This is a genomic window from Neobacillus thermocopriae (assembly GCF_010975035.1).
Taxonomy (GTDB): domain Bacteria; phylum Bacillota; class Bacilli; order Bacillales; family Cytobacillaceae; genus Neobacillus; species Neobacillus thermocopriae.
Genome location: NZ_JAAIUV010000021.1, coordinates 21,555 through 35,643, shown reverse-complemented (window position 1 = coordinate 35,643; position 14,089 = coordinate 21,555). Strand labels below are relative to the sequence as shown.

General features: G+C 36.7%; 13 protein-coding genes. 11 read left to right on the top strand and 2 right to left on the bottom strand.

Translation table 11 applies throughout. The features are described 5' to 3' along the window. Window positions 1–15 precede the first annotated feature (15 nt). From ccpN to G4Z05_RS12655, 9 genes are all read left to right on the top strand, one after another. Window positions 16–657 (top strand): transcriptional regulator CcpN, encoded by a 642-nt coding sequence (gene ccpN, locus G4Z05_RS12695; protein ID WP_038536218.1) that lies wholly within the window; start codon window positions 16–18, stop codon window positions 655–657. A gap of 27 nt (window positions 658–684) precedes the next feature. Continuing rightward, window positions 685–1,494, top strand: coding sequence for a pyruvate, water dikinase regulatory protein (locus G4Z05_RS12690; protein ID WP_163252214.1), 810 nt, complete (start codon window positions 685–687; stop codon window positions 1,492–1,494). A 347-nt stretch (window positions 1,495–1,841) separates the two neighbouring features. Continuing rightward, window positions 1,842–2,318 carry a YaiI/YqxD family protein gene (locus tag G4Z05_RS12685; protein WP_163252240.1) on the top strand — a complete coding sequence of 159 codons (477 nt, stop codon included), beginning with the start codon at window positions 1,842–1,844 and terminating at the stop codon, window positions 2,316–2,318. 40 nt (window positions 2,319–2,358) lie between these two features. Beyond that, entirely contained in the window at window positions 2,359–4,164 is a 1,806-nt protein-coding gene (gene dnaG / locus G4Z05_RS12680) for a DNA primase (protein WP_163252213.1), read from the top strand. A gap of 45 nt (window positions 4,165–4,209) precedes the next feature. Beyond that, window positions 4,210–5,343 (top strand): RNA polymerase sigma factor RpoD, encoded by a 1,134-nt coding sequence (gene rpoD, locus G4Z05_RS12675; RefSeq protein WP_163252212.1) that lies wholly within the window; start codon window positions 4,210–4,212, stop codon window positions 5,341–5,343. A 488-nt stretch (window positions 5,344–5,831) separates the two neighbouring features. Then, on the top strand, window positions 5,832–6,974 hold the full coding sequence (locus tag G4Z05_RS12670; protein WP_163252211.1) for an acyl-CoA dehydrogenase: 1,143 nt from the start codon (window positions 5,832–5,834) through the stop codon (window positions 6,972–6,974). Window positions 6,975–7,192: 218 nt separating this feature from the next. Continuing rightward, window positions 7,193–7,558, top strand: a complete 366-nt coding sequence (gene cccA / locus G4Z05_RS12665) for a cytochrome c550 (protein WP_163252210.1) — start codon at window positions 7,193–7,195, stop codon at window positions 7,556–7,558. 275 nt (window positions 7,559–7,833) lie between these two features. Continuing rightward, window positions 7,834–8,562 carry a tRNA (adenine(22)-N(1))-methyltransferase gene (locus tag G4Z05_RS12660; RefSeq protein ID WP_163252209.1) on the top strand — a complete coding sequence of 243 codons (729 nt, stop codon included), beginning with the start codon at window positions 7,834–7,836 and terminating at the stop codon, window positions 8,560–8,562. Further along, entirely contained in the window at window positions 8,540–9,655 is a 1,116-nt protein-coding gene (locus G4Z05_RS12655) for a Nif3-like dinuclear metal center hexameric protein (RefSeq protein ID WP_163252208.1), read from the top strand. Before G4Z05_RS12660 ends, G4Z05_RS12655 begins: the two co-directional genes overlap by 23 nt. A gap of 156 nt (window positions 9,656–9,811) precedes the next feature. Here the strand turns inward: G4Z05_RS12655 and G4Z05_RS12650 are convergent, their stop codons facing one another. Further along, entirely contained in the window at window positions 9,812–10,753 is a 942-nt protein-coding gene (locus G4Z05_RS12650; protein WP_163252207.1) for a 4-hydroxy-3-methylbut-2-enyl diphosphate reductase, read from the bottom strand. Window positions 10,754–10,887: 134 nt separating this feature from the next. Further along, window positions 10,888–11,523, bottom strand: coding sequence for a YqfQ family protein (locus G4Z05_RS12645; protein ID WP_240465382.1), 636 nt, complete (start codon window positions 11,521–11,523; stop codon window positions 10,888–10,890). Between the two features lie 319 nt (window positions 11,524–11,842). Between G4Z05_RS12645 and G4Z05_RS12640 the strand changes: the two genes are divergently transcribed. Both G4Z05_RS12640 and G4Z05_RS12635 read left to right on the top strand, forming a co-directional pair. Then, window positions 11,843–13,159 carry a DEAD/DEAH box helicase gene (locus G4Z05_RS12640; protein WP_163252206.1) on the top strand — a complete coding sequence of 439 codons (1,317 nt, stop codon included), beginning with the start codon at window positions 11,843–11,845 and terminating at the stop codon, window positions 13,157–13,159. A gap of 23 nt (window positions 13,160–13,182) precedes the next feature. Next, the gene (locus G4Z05_RS12635) at window positions 13,183–14,076 is read left to right on the top strand and encodes a deoxyribonuclease IV (protein ID WP_163252205.1); all 894 of its coding nucleotides are present in this window, start codon (window positions 13,183–13,185) and stop codon (window positions 14,074–14,076) included. Window positions 14,077–14,089: the final 13 nt, after the last annotated feature.

The window sequence follows — 14,089 nt, the reverse complement described above, 5'->3', positions numbered from 1 at the left end:
AAATTATAGCTGTAGGTGGTGAGAACGATCGAATTAACTAAACGCCAGGAACAAATATTAGAGATAGTTAAGGAAAATGGTCCAATTACTGGAGAGCAAATTGCTGACCAATTGAATCTAACAAGAGCTACCCTTAGACCGGATTTGGCAATATTGACCATGGCAGGTTATTTAGATGCAAGACCGCGTGTAGGTTACTTTTATACTGGTAAATCCGGTACACAGCTATTAACGGAAAATCTCCAGAAAATATATGTGAAAGATTATCAATCGATTCCTGTAGTAGTAAATGAGAATGTATCTGTCTATGATGCCATTTGTACGATGTTCCTTGAGGACGTTGGAACATTATTTGTAGTAGACCAAAATTCATTATTAGTTGGTGTTTTATCGAGAAAAGATTTGTTGCGTGCTAGTATTGGTAAACAAGAACTGACTACAATTCCTGTTCATATTATTATGACAAGAATGCCGAATATTACGATGTGTGAACGGGATGATCTTTTAATAGAGATTGCTAAAAAGTTGATTGAAAAACAAATAGATGCTTTGCCGGTAGTCAGAAAATCTGAAAAGGGCTATGAGGTTATTGGCAGGGTCACTAAAACGAATATTACTAAAGCCTTTGTTGCCCTAGGGGAAGAAGGTTTAAAATAGTTAAAATAAGGGAGATGATCTGGGAGGATGAATTCGCCCATAATATATGTCGTATCAGATTCAGTAGGAGAAACAGCTGAACTGGTTACGAAAGCAGCAATTAGTCAATTTAATGGATCAGGTATGACATTAAAAAGATTCCCGTATGTGGAAGATAAAGAACATATTGAAGAGGTTATATCACTCGTTTCCTTGGATAATGGGATGATTGCATATACTCTTGTTAAACCTGAAATGCGTACATTCATGAAAGAACGAGCAGAAAAAGAAGGGATACCTGCTGTCGATTTGATGGGTCCAATTATGGATAAGATTCAAGAATTTACTGGAAAAATTCCATTATGTGAACCAGGACTAGTTCGAAAATTGGATGAGGATTATTTCAAAAAAGTTGAGGCGATTGAATTTGCCGTGAAATATGATGATGGGCGTGATCCTCGGGGAATATTAAAAGCAGATATAGTATTAATTGGGGTTTCCAGAACCTCTAAAACACCATTATCCCAGTATCTTGCACATAAGCGGTTAAAGGTTGCCAATGTCCCGCTTGTTCCTGAAGTAGATCCACCAGAGGAACTGTTTAAGGTACCGAAGGAAAAATGCTTCGGATTGAAAATTAGTCCAGAAAAATTAAATCATATAAGACGTGAACGTCTCATATCATTAGGCTTAAATGATCAGGCAAGTTATGCAAATATTAATCGTATAAAAGAAGAATTAGATTTTTTTGAAAAGGTCGTAAATAAAATAGGTTGTCCGGTTATTGATGTCACAAACAAAGCCGTAGAAGAAACAGCAAATGTGATTATTAATTATTTTCAAAAGAGCAGGTCTTAGCACATAATCGTTCGGTTATGTGCTATTTCTTTCGAAAGAAAGGAAAAAAATAATCAGAAAAAATTATGGCAAAATGATAATATTTATACTATAATAAAAAATTGTGATAAAAATATCTCTTTTTAGGTTTAGACTTGCAGTTGAACGAATAAACTATTTATTGTGAGATGTCAAGGTTAACCTGCGAAAAAATTCGACATAATTCCTTTTTTACCTTAATATTAATATTTTTTCTTGCTATCTTACTTTATTAAGTTAACTTGCTAAATTGTTTGATTCTGCCTATTCCTAGCGAGTTTTCTGAACAAAATTATAGGTTAAAGAAGGAATATGTGGAGTGATGTAGAATTAATAAAAATGAAAAAGTCTTTCCGACAATTTTTGTCGATGCAGATTCATGTCCGGTGAAATCGGAGATTGTCGAAATTGCTTCTTTGTTTTCAGCGGCTGTTATCTTAGTAGCTTCGTACGATCATTACTTGAAAGAAGAGTATACATATGCTCGCTGGAAATATGTTGATGCAGGGAAAGAAGCAGTCGACTTGTTTATAATGAATCATGCAGGTCAAGGAGATATTGTAGTTACGCAAGATATTGGTCTTGCCTCTACGCTGCTTCCTACGGGTGTTCAAGTGTTATCTCCTAAAGGTTTTATGTTTCGAGAAGAGGAGATTCAAACTGCCTTGGATATTCGATTCTTACATGCGAAGGCAAGAAGAAGAGGAGTATTCGGTAAAGGCCCTAAACCTTTCCAAGAAAAGGATCGACAAAGATTCAAGACAGAATTAACAAGAATTTTGTCAAATTTTACAGAGATATTGTAGGTCCTTGGAGAATACCTGTATTTTTATTGGAGTTGTTTTCATGGCAGACCGTATTCCCGAAGAGAAAATTGACCAAATACGTCAGGCACTCGATATTGTCGAAGTCGTAAGCGATTATGTCGGGCTGAAAAAGCAGGGGAGAAATTACTTCGGATTATGTCCTTTCCATGGAGAGAACACCCCATCATTTTCAGTATCATCTGATAAACAAATTTTTCACTGCTTTGGCTGTGGAGCTGGTGGTAATGTCTTTTCGTTTATCATGGATATAGAGGGAATTTCATTTCAAGAAGCTGTTGTTAAACTAGCTGAACGAGCGAATATCGAACTTGAAATAAATGTCACCTCTAATCTTGGTGAGAAAAAGGCATCTAAGGAAATCCAAGCAGCTAAAGACGCTCATGAACTATTAAGGAAATTTTACCATCATTTATTGGTAAATACAAAAGAAGGCCAGCATGCATTGGAATATCTTTTGGAAAGAGGTTTTACAAAAGAATCTATTGATAAATTTCAAATTGGCTACTCTTTAAATTCATGGGATTTTGTTGTTAAATTTCTTGCCAAGAGGGATTTCTCACCAGAGTGGATGGAAAAGGCCGGACTCATCATAAAGCGAGAAAAAGATGGAACATTTTTTGACCGGTTTAGGGATCGAATTATGTTTCCTATATTTGACCGTCATGGCCAAACGATTGCTTTTTCTGGGAGATCATTAGGGGCTGATGAGCCAAAGTATTTAAATAGTCCCGAAACAGCAATCTTTAATAAAAGTAAAATTTTATATAATTTTCATCTTGCCAAACCTATTATAAAAAAATTACAACATGCAGTTTTATTTGAAGGATTTGCTGATTGCATTGCGGCCGATCGTGCTGGTGTAGAAAATGGCATTGCGACTATGGGAACCTCTTTAACAGATGAGCATATTGCCATATTGCGCCAAAACGTTCATTCCATCACCATTTGCTATGATTCTGATAATGCTGGAATTGAGGCTGCATTTCGTGCAGGAAACCTTCTAGATGATGCAGGCTTTCAAGTAAAAGTAGCGATTATGCCAGATGGGTTTGATCCAGACGAATATATTAAGACTTTTGGTCCAGAGAAATTTAGAAAAGATGTAATTGATGCAAGTTACACCTGGATGGGTTTTAAATTTCTTTACTTTCGAAGAGGAAAAAATCTTCAAAATGAAGGAGATAGACTTTCCTATATCGAACAAATTATTAAAGAAATTAGTAAGTTAACCAAAGCGGTAGAAAAGGATCATTATTTACGCCAATTGGCAACAGAGTTTTCACTGTCACTTGATTCATTAAAACAGCAGGAAAAACAAATATACTTTACCGAAAAAAGGAAAGAAAAGAGTAAAGCTACAAAAAATAGAAAACCTCTGTATATTCAAAACCAAGTCAGTGAATTAAAACCCGCCTACTACACTGCTGAAAGGCGTTTAATTGCCCACATGTTAAAAAATCGTGATACAGCCTATAAAATTCAAGAATTATTGCAAGGTAACACGTTTAATATTGATGAACATCAAGCAATAATAACTTACCTGTTAGGATATTATGAGGATCATTTAGAACCTAATGTGAGTGCATTTTTATCCTATTTACAAGATGATAATCTTAGGAAAATGGTCGCGACTATTGAAATGATGCCTATAAATGATGAGTTAAATGAGCAAGAGCTACATGATTATATCAAACAGGTGTTGAATCATAAAAAATTGTTAAAAATAAAGGAAAAAGAGTTGGAACTGAAGGAAGCCGAAAGAACGGATTTTAAAAAAGCAATTTCCATTTTAGAGGAAATAAAACAATTGCGTAATTCTTTATAGTCTTATAAATTGTGTCTTTGATTTTTGGAAGGAGGAGACCCCCATATGGCTGCTGAAAAATCAGCCCGTTCAAATGAGGTTGAGAATGAATTAACCCTTGAACAAGTAAAAGATCAGTTAACCGAAATGGGTAAAAAAGTCGGCGTCCTTGCCTATGATGATATTGCCGAAAAAATGTCTAATTTTGATTTAGAATCTGACCAAATGGATGAATTTTACGAATTCCTTGGAGATCAAGGAATTGAATTAGTTGGCGAAAGTGATGATGAGGAAGATCCAAGCCTCAAGGAATTATCAAAAGAGGACGACGATGAGTTTGATTTAAATGATCTAAGCGTTCCTCCTGGCGTGAAGATCAATGATCCGGTTCGAATGTATTTGAAGGAAATTGGCCGAGTGGACTTATTATCTGCAGAAGAAGAGATCGAATTAGCTCACCGCATTGAACAAGGCGATGAAGAAGCAAAACGTCGACTTGCAGAAGCAAACTTACGTCTTGTTGTAAGTATTGCTAAACGTTATGTTGGCCGTGGAATGCTGTTTCTTGATCTCATTCAGGAAGGTAATATGGGGCTAATTAAAGCAGTAGAAAAATTTGATTACCGTAAAGGTTTTAAATTTAGTACTTATGCCACTTGGTGGATTCGCCAAGCAATTACACGTGCGATTGCCGACCAAGCAAGAACGATTCGAATTCCGGTTCATATGGTTGAAACCATTAATAAATTGATTCGTGTACAGCGTCAATTACTTCAAGATCTCGGCCGCGAACCAACACCAGAAGAAATCGCAGAAGATATGGATTTGACTCCTGACAAAGTTAGGGAAATTTTAAAAATTGCTCAAGAACCTGTTTCACTTGAAACTCCAATTGGTGAAGAAGATGATTCACATTTAGGAGATTTTATTGAAGACCAAGATGCCACTTCACCATCAGAACATGCTGCTTACGAATTATTAAAAGAGCAGCTAGAAGATGTTCTCGATACTCTGACTGACAGAGAAGAAAATGTTCTTCGTTTACGTTTTGGCTTAGATGATGGACGGACTCGTACACTAGAAGAGGTAGGCAAGGTTTTTGGTGTTACTCGTGAGCGTATCCGTCAAATCGAAGCAAAGGCACTAAGAAAGTTAAGACATCCGAGCCGTAGCAAGCGTTTAAAGGATTTCTTAGAATAATTCAATCAAATGGTTTACTCCTTTCGGGGAGTAAACTTTTTTTTACCAAAATTACTTTACGCTTTTGAGAATTTTCTAGTGTTAGCTTCAAGACGTCTTCAATTTTACACCCTATGTTTAGTCAAAAATGACTCACCTTAGATTGTCCATACGCCCCTAACTTGGATCCTTGGCTTTAAGTTTAGAAAAAAAATGTAAGCACTTCCTTGCTAATCATTTTACTGAATTGTCTCTCATTTTGCAAATGGACTTATGGCTATCTTTTTAAAATTTTTCAAAATTTATTTTGCTGGCAAAGCAAAAAGAAAAGGAATTTGATCCTAGCATCAAAGTAAACATTTAAAAATTAAACGCTGTTAATTCTTACCATATTATTATATACAGATAATATTTTATTTTTAGAAATTTTTAAATCTTGAGAATTACAATCATTTCCTTTTATAATAGAAAAAGAAAGCGTATACAAATGTCGGTTAGGGGAGATGGAGATGAATTTTGATTTAACTACTGAACAAGAAATGATAAAGAAAACGATTCGTCAGTTTGCTGAGGAAGTGGTAGCTCCAAGTGCCATAGAAAGAGATCGTACAAAACAGTTTCCTCTTGAAATTTTTCAGAAATTAGCTGAATTAGGGATGATGGGGCTACCATTCCCGGAGAAATATGGGGGCGGTGGAGCTGATACCGTCAGTTTTGCCATAGTTGTGGAGGAGCTTAGCAGGGTTTGTGGTTCAACAGGAATCACATATTCTGCCCATATATCTTTGGGAGGGGCTCCCATTTATTTATTTGGGACAGAAGAGCAAAAACAAAAATATTTAACTCCAATATGTACAGGTGAAACATTCGGGGCCTTTGGGTTAACTGAACCAAATGCTGGTTCAGATGCTGGCGGTACTATGACGACTGCCAAAGAAGAAAATGGGGAATTTATTATCAATGGAAATAAATGCTTTATTACTAATGCCAGCTATGCCAAACATTTAGCACTTACAGCTGTCACGAATGAAAAAGGTGGAAAGAAGGAAATTAGTGCTATTATTGTTCCTACAGATGCACCTGGGTTTACGATTATCGACAATTATGAAAAAATGGGATTAAATTCTTCTAATACTACCGAACTTGTGTTAGAAGATGTAAGAGTTCCAGTGGAAAATCTTTTAGGTAAGCGAGGGGAAGGGTTTAAACAATTTTTAATTACTTTAGACGGAGGACGTATAGGGATTGGAGCTATGGCAGTAGGGATCGCTCAAGGAGCATTTGAGAAAGCACTCGCCTATGCAAAAGAAAGAAAGCAATTTGGCAAGTCTATTTCTTCTTTCCAAGCGATTCAATTTAAGCTTGCTGATATGGCGATGAAAATTGAGTTAGCTAGAAATATGGTCTATAAGGCTGCTTGGTTGAAGGATCAAGGAAGGCCATTCACTAAGGAGGCTGCGATGTGTAAATTATATGCATCGGAAATATGTATGGAGGTTACTAACCAAGCGGTACAAATTCATGGTGGTTATGGTTATATGAAGGAGTACCATGTCGAAAGAATGATGCGGGATGCAAAACTTCTTGAAATTGGTGAAGGTACGTCTGAGGTTCAAAGAATGGTGATTTCAAGATTAATTGGATGTAAATAATAATATTGGAAAATATAAAAGGAGGCTGAATAAGAGATTCGGCTTCCTTTCATTTATCGTCCAAGAGATCTTATTATTAGAAAATGGGTCATTATATAAAGATTATAGTGACAAAATAAGTTTAGGGCTTTTCCTTCTGTACATTTTAAAGTAAAATAATAGTTGTTTGTATTGGATTATTTTTATAACAGAGGGTTATACATAAGGGAGGTTGTATCATGAAACGTAATCCGGTTATTCCTTACATCTTGATCATGGTTTTTGGAATTGGACTCATGTTTTTGTTGTCATTCAAAGGCCTTGGTGATTCGGAAGAGCTAGCTAAAGAACAAGAGGGTGGAGGAGAAGAGAAAACAGAAGTGGCTGCATCCAAGCCAGAAGATATTTATAAGCAATCTTGTGTTGGATGCCATGGTGATCAATATCAAGGAGCAGTTGGTCCTCCATTAAAGGGTGTAGGTGACAAATATTCTAAAGAAGAAATTATGGAAATTGTCACAAAAGGTAAAGGCACAATGCCTGCAGGCCTCGTTCAGCAAGACCAGGCTGCAGCCATGGCTGATTGGTTAATGAAGCTTAAATAATAAATGGTTACATTAGGTCCTTTGCATATGTAAGGGACCTTTTTTATAAGAGAAGAAAAGATTTTTTTATTTTAATTATGGTCTAGTACAAGCGCCCTAGCGGTGAGGCGCCTTTACTCTCCTCCCTTTGATCCATCAACATCAAATCGCTTCGGGCTCTACGAAATTCCTTTCACTTAATTGGAGACTTCAGGGTATACTCTGCTGATAGGTGCTTGGGCATTTATTCATACTTGTTAGGAATACATAATGTTAATTAGAGAGTGGTGTGTTAATTGAATTCAAATAAATTATCAGTCCGTCTGAAAACTGTAGCTAAATATGTTCCTAATGGGGCAAGGATTGCAGATATCGGCTCGGATCATGCTTACTTACCTTGTTATTTAGCAAAACATCAACAGATTGAATTTGCTATTGCTGGAGAAGTGGTAGAAGGTCCATACCAGTCAGCAGTACGAAATGTAAAGGCCGAAGGATTAACAGAAATGATTAAAGTTAGAATGGGGGACGGCCTGGAAGTTATCCATGCGGGGGAAGTGGATTGCATAACGATTGCCGGTATGGGTGGTACTTTGATTGCAAACATTTTAGATAATGGAAAGGAAAAACTCAGCACTGTTAATCGCTTAATACTTCAACCAAATATTAGTGCGATTTCCATTCGGAAATGGTTATTGGAAAATGGATGGGAACTTATTAATGAAGAAATTCTTGAGGAAGACGGAAAAATTTATGAAATTTTGGTTGCTGAAAAAGGAGATCCAAAAAGACCTTACGATAATACAATTGATTTACAATTATTAATGGGGCCTTTTCTTCTTAAAAAACAAGACGAGGTATTTAAGAAAAAATGGTTGCTTGAACTGAAAAATTGGCAGCGCATTAACAAACAGCTTGAACATGCCGCACAAAAACGTGAAACCATTGAAAAAAGACGGGAATTGGAATACAAAATCAAACTGGTTAAGGAGGGATTGCACCTTGAAGAAACCGAACGGTCATGAAATCATTCAGCTTTTTGAAAAGTTTTCACCGAAAAACTTAGCGATGGAGGGCGATAAAATAGGTCTACAAATCGGCCGTTTAAACCAGAAAGTTAATCGTGTCATGATTGCACTTGATGTTCTGGAAAATGTGATTGATGAGGCAATAGAAAAAGACGTTCAGCTAATCATTGCTCACCATCCACCTATTTTTCGTCCATTAAAAAACATTATTACCGATACAGTACAGGGAAGAATGATTGAGAAATTGATTAAGCATGATATTGCCGTTTATGCTGCTCATACGAATCTTGATGTAGCAAAAGGTGGGGTCAATGACTTGCTGGCAGATGCCTTAGACTTAAAAGAAGTGGAAGTATTGGTTCCGACATTTGAGACAGGACTCAAGAAGTTGGTGGTATTTGTTCCTGAGAGTCATGCAGACGAGCTCCTCCGTGTTCTTGGGGATGCTGGTGCTGGTTATATTGGAAATTACAGTCATTGTTCATTTTCTACTGGTGGAACAGGCCGATTTATGCCAGGTGAAAATACAAATCCTTATATTGGAAGTGCTGGAAAAATAGAAGCAGTGGATGAAGTTCGAATTGAAACGATTGTCCCAGATAAGCTTCTAAAGAAAGTCATTTCAGCAATGATTAAAGCCCACCCTTATGAAGAAGTTGCTTATGATGTTTACCCTCTCGAAAACAAAGGTGAGGTATTGGGGCTTGGTAGAGTTGGAAAAATTGATGAAATGACTCTTGGTGAATTTGCTGAAAAGGTAAAAACAGCTCTTGATGTAAAACAGGTTCGCGTAGTAGGCGATTTGAATACGAAAGTAACGAAGGCAGCAGTATTAGGTGGAGACGGTAATAAATATTGGCAGCATGCGAAATTTAAAGGTGCAGATGTATATGTAACGGGGGATATATATTACCACACTGCTCATGATGCAATGATGGAAGGATTAAATATGATAGACCCAGGACATAATGTTGAAAAAATCATGAAAAAGGGACTAACAAACATACTACTTAAACTTTGTGACGAAGCCGGTTACGAAGTAGAGATTTTCCCTTCAGAAATTAATACTGATCCATTTCAATTTAAGTAAAAAACCGGTCAACTGACCGGTTTTTTGATACAAGAAATAATTTTGCATTTTCGGCCTATATCCCAGTGTGCTCCAACAAGGATATGATAAAACATAATAAGCCGAAGGCAAATCGATGTTAACTTATCGTAGTACTGCTAGGGTACTTGCCATTACTTAATTCGTTTTTACTTTTGGTAAAATTTTATTTAATGGGACTTTTTTTCTACGCTCCCAAGTAGCTTTATTATTCGGGTCGAATTGCTCAAGGAAGGTGATGACTTCCTTCGTTATTGGTGTTGGGGTGGAAGCACCAGCAGTGACAGCAACTGTTTCTGCATCTTTTATCCAATCAATTTCTAATTCAGTAATATCAGCAATTCGGTAAGCCTTTGTTCCTGCTATTTCCTCAGAAACTTGAGCAAGCCGATTTGAATTATTACTCTTCGGATCACCGACAACAATTGTCACATCTGCTTCCTTTGCCTGTGTTGCAACGGCTTCTTGTCGAATTTGTGTTGCATGACAAATTTCATTATGGACCTCAACATGAGGGTATTTTTCTTGTACTTTTTTCATTGTCTCAGCAACATCCCATTGGCTCATGGTAGTTTGGTTTGTGACAATCAGTTTATCATAGTTTAGTTCCAAGGTTTCTACATCTTCTGGTGTTTCCACAAGATGGACCATTCCAGGGGCAACACCAAGTGCACCTTCAGGTTCCGGATGTCCTTTTTTACCGATATAAATCGTATGAAAACCTTCCTTTGCCTTCTCATAAATAAGTTCATGTGTTCTTGTTACATCAGGACAAGTTGCATCAATGGTAACAAGCCCCTTCTTTTTTGCCAGCTCTCTTACTTCAGGTGATATTCCGTGGGCAGTAAAAATGACAGTACCTTTGTCTACTTTTTTTAAAATATCTAAGCGGTTCTTTCCATCTAATGTGATAATTCCTTCTTCGGCAAATGCGTCAGTTACATGTTTGTTATGCACGATCATTCCCAATATATAAATGGGACGAGGTAATGATTTATCTAAAGCCGCATTTCTAGCAATGACCATGGCATCAACGACACCATAACAATAGCCACGCGGTGAAATCTTGATAACTTTCATATAAAAAAATCCTCCTAGGAATGGCTGTTTACTAGATTATATGTTTATTATATATAATGAATAGGAATTATACAAAGAGTCCAATTTCCAAAGTCTATTCCATAAAAAAATGCCGTTTATTACGGCATTCTTGATCAAACATATAATTTTGGGACTGAAGTTCCTTTTGGAACTGTATTTTGGGGACGTGTGTTTGAGTCAGAGGCACTCTTCTTTTTTTTCTTTTTATCTGATAACTCAAAAGAAGTGGATTCATCCTTTATTGGTTCCGTTTTTTCAGTATTAGTCGTTTCATTTGTATCGGCATTTTTTAATCCTCGGTATAGCTTCCACAATGCCGGCAGATTTTTTACAAGCGGACCATATTGTTGTATCATTGGTCCAAGAGTTTGAGCAGTTTTTAATACTTGTTGTGTATTATTTAAGAAATTATTAAGACCACCTGGTGATGTCAATGATTGAAGTAGGCCACCAGTTCTTTGTGCTCCACCTGCACCAGGCATTCCCATAAATCCGCTACCCATGGAGTTTTTCCTGCCAAAAAGACTGGATAATAATCCGCCACCACCCATGTGCTGTCTTCCCATCATGCCGCCAAAGGGGGTAGCCCGTGGTCCCATCATCGGCCTTCTTACGCCAATAAATCCTGGCCCCATCATTGGTCTTCCGTTAGCAAATGAATTGGTGCCAAACCGCATCATTGGGTTTCTTCCTGTAAATGCACTTGGCCCCATCCCTCTTTGTATGGGAAACATAGTTCTTTGCTGCATACGTATCCTCCTCTCCGAATATTGCCTACGGGCAGAAATGTGAATTCCACTTATGATTAAGTAAGGAAGTCGCTTGAGAAGTCCAAAATTTCATTGATAACCTCTTGGTTTAAAATATGCAATATACCTAATTTGGTTTAGGTAATCGACATATGACTAGATAATTTTCTGTGTTTCAAAAGCGGATAGATTGTAGAAGATGATAATAACTGGAGATTTATTAAGAACTTTACTATAATAACTTGATGGAATAAATAGTAGATATCTGTATAAATGAAATCATCCTATCATTAATAAGAATTTTTTAAGGAGAATTGAAATGAAAGTCATGAATAAATTTGAACGGTTTCATTTTCAGCCATTCATTATGGAGGCGTTAAATAGTTTAGGTTTTTATGAACCAACAGAAATTCAAGAACGTATGATTCCATTGATCATTAAGGGAGAAAGTGCGATTGGTCAATCCCAAACGGGAACTGGTAAAACATTTGCTTATGTTCTGCCTATATTAGAAAAAATAAATCCGGATAAAAAAGAAGTTCAGGCTGTTATTACAGCTCCGACAAGGGAACTAGCCTCTCAAATTTATGACCAAATCTTAAGAGTTACAGATCATTGTCAACCGGAACAATCCATTATGACCAGATTGTTTGTCGGGGGAACGGACAAGCAGAGGACGATAGAAAAATTAAAGGTACAACCGCATATTGTTGTTGGGACTCCTGGTCGAATTAATGATCTAGTGAATGAACAGGCTTTGTTTGTACATACCTCTAATATTTTGGTTGTTGATGAAGCAGATATGATGCTTGATATGGGATTTATCGAAGATGTGGACAGGGTTGCAGCGAAAATGCCAGAAAACCTACAAATGTTCGTTTTTTCAGCAACGATTCCAGAAAAACTTAAACCATTTTTAAAAAAATATATGGAAAATCCGAAAACGATTCATATTGATCCGAAAAGAAAGTCCCAAGCGAATTTAGAGCATTATCTCCTGCCATCAAGACATCGTGATAAAAAGGAACTTGTCCATGATGCTCTCCTTGCCTACAACCCTTATTTGGCCATTGTATTTGTGAATACGAAAAAAATGGCAGAAGAAGTGGCCCAGTTCTTATATGAAAAGGGCTTAAAAGTAGGGCGTGTCCATGGTGATTTAACTCCAAGAGAAAGAAAAAAAATGATGAAGCAAATCCGAGATTTGGAGTACCAATATATCGTTGCAACCGACCTTGCTTCTAGGGGTATCGACATAGAAGGGATTAGTCATGTCATTAACTATGAGTTACCTTCCGATTTGGATTTTTATATTCACAGAGTTGGCAGAACGGCAAGGGCAGGTAATGCTGGGATTGCATTAACCATTTATGATTTATCAGATGAGGATGCATTAAACCGTTTGGAAAAGATGGGAATTCGGTTTAAAAATGTTGATTTGAAGAATGGAGAGTTTATTGAGATAGAGCATCGAAATCGCCGTAAAACTCGTGTAAAGCCAGAGGATGAGACAGATCAGTTGGTAAGAGCTGTGATAAAAAAACCGAAAAAAGTAAAACCGGGTTATAAAAAGAAAATGCAGTATGAAATAGAGAAAATGAAAAAAAGACAGCGAAGATTAAAAAAGAAGAAATAATCATATAGATGGGAGAGAATATGATGCTGAAAATTGGTTCACACGTATCTATGAGCGGGAAAGAAATGCTCTTAGCTGCGAGTAAAGAAGCTGTTTCATACGGGGCAAACACATTTATGATTTATACAGGTGCTCCCCAAAATACAAGAAGAAAAAAAATAGAAGATCTTAATATTGAAGCAGGAAGAAAACATATGGAGGAGCATGGAATCTCAGAAATTGTTGTACATGCTCCATATATTATCAATATTGGTAATACTTCAAATCCTGATACCTTTGAGTTAGGCGTTCGTTTCCTTCGTTCAGAAATTGAACGTACGGAAGCAATAGGGGCAAAACAAATTGTCCTTCATCCGGGAGCTCATGTTGGTGCTGGAGAAGAGGCAGGGATCAAGAAGATTATTGAGGGATTAAATGAAGTGTTAACCGGTCAAGAACAAGTACAAATTGCTCTAGAAACGATGGCGGGAAAAGGTTCAGAATGTGGCAAGTCTTTTGAAGAACTAGCGAAGATCATTGATGGTGTTAAATTTAATGATAAACTTTCCATATGTTTTGACACATGCCATACCCATGATGCTGGTTACAATATTGTTGAAGACTTTGATGGTGTATTAAATGAATTCGATAAAATTATTGGTATTGATCGTTTAAAGGTACTCCATATAAATGATAGTAAAAACGCAGTGGGGACACGAAAAGACCGTCATGAAAATATTGGCTTTGGTCATATTGGCTTTAAAGCTTTAAATTATATTGTCCATCATCCACAATTAACAGACATTCCAAAAATATTGGAAACCCCGTTTGTCGGTGATGATAAAAAAAATAAAAAGGCTCCTTATAAATATGAAATTGCTATGCTTCGGAGCCAGCAGTTTGATGAAGAATTACTTGATAAGATTATGAAATCATAAGAGCCGTAAAAAG

Coding starts and splice junctions, on each gene's coding strand:
- G4Z05_RS12690 (WP_163252214.1), top strand. CDS start 685: ATGAATTCGCCCATAATATATGTCGTATCAGATTCAGTAGGAGAAACA.
- dnaG (WP_163252213.1), top strand. CDS start 2,359: ATGGCAGACCGTATTCCCGAAGAGAAAATTGACCAAATACGTCAGGCA.
- rpoD (WP_163252212.1), top strand. CDS start 4,210: ATGGCTGCTGAAAAATCAGCCCGTTCAAATGAGGTTGAGAATGAATTA.
- G4Z05_RS12670 (WP_163252211.1), top strand. CDS start 5,832: ATGAATTTTGATTTAACTACTGAACAAGAAATGATAAAGAAAACGATT.
- cccA (WP_163252210.1), top strand. CDS start 7,193: ATGAAACGTAATCCGGTTATTCCTTACATCTTGATCATGGTTTTTGGA.
- G4Z05_RS12650 (WP_163252207.1), bottom strand. CDS start 10,753: ATGAAAGTTATCAAGATTTCACCGCGTGGCTATTGTTATGGTGTCGTT.
- G4Z05_RS12645 (WP_240465382.1), bottom strand. CDS start 11,523: ATGCAGCAAAGAACTATGTTTCCCATACAAAGAGGGATGGGGCCAAGT.
- G4Z05_RS12640 (WP_163252206.1), top strand. CDS start 11,843: ATGAAAGTCATGAATAAATTTGAACGGTTTCATTTTCAGCCATTCATT.
- G4Z05_RS12635 (WP_163252205.1), top strand. CDS start 13,183: ATGCTGAAAATTGGTTCACACGTATCTATGAGCGGGAAAGAAATGCTC.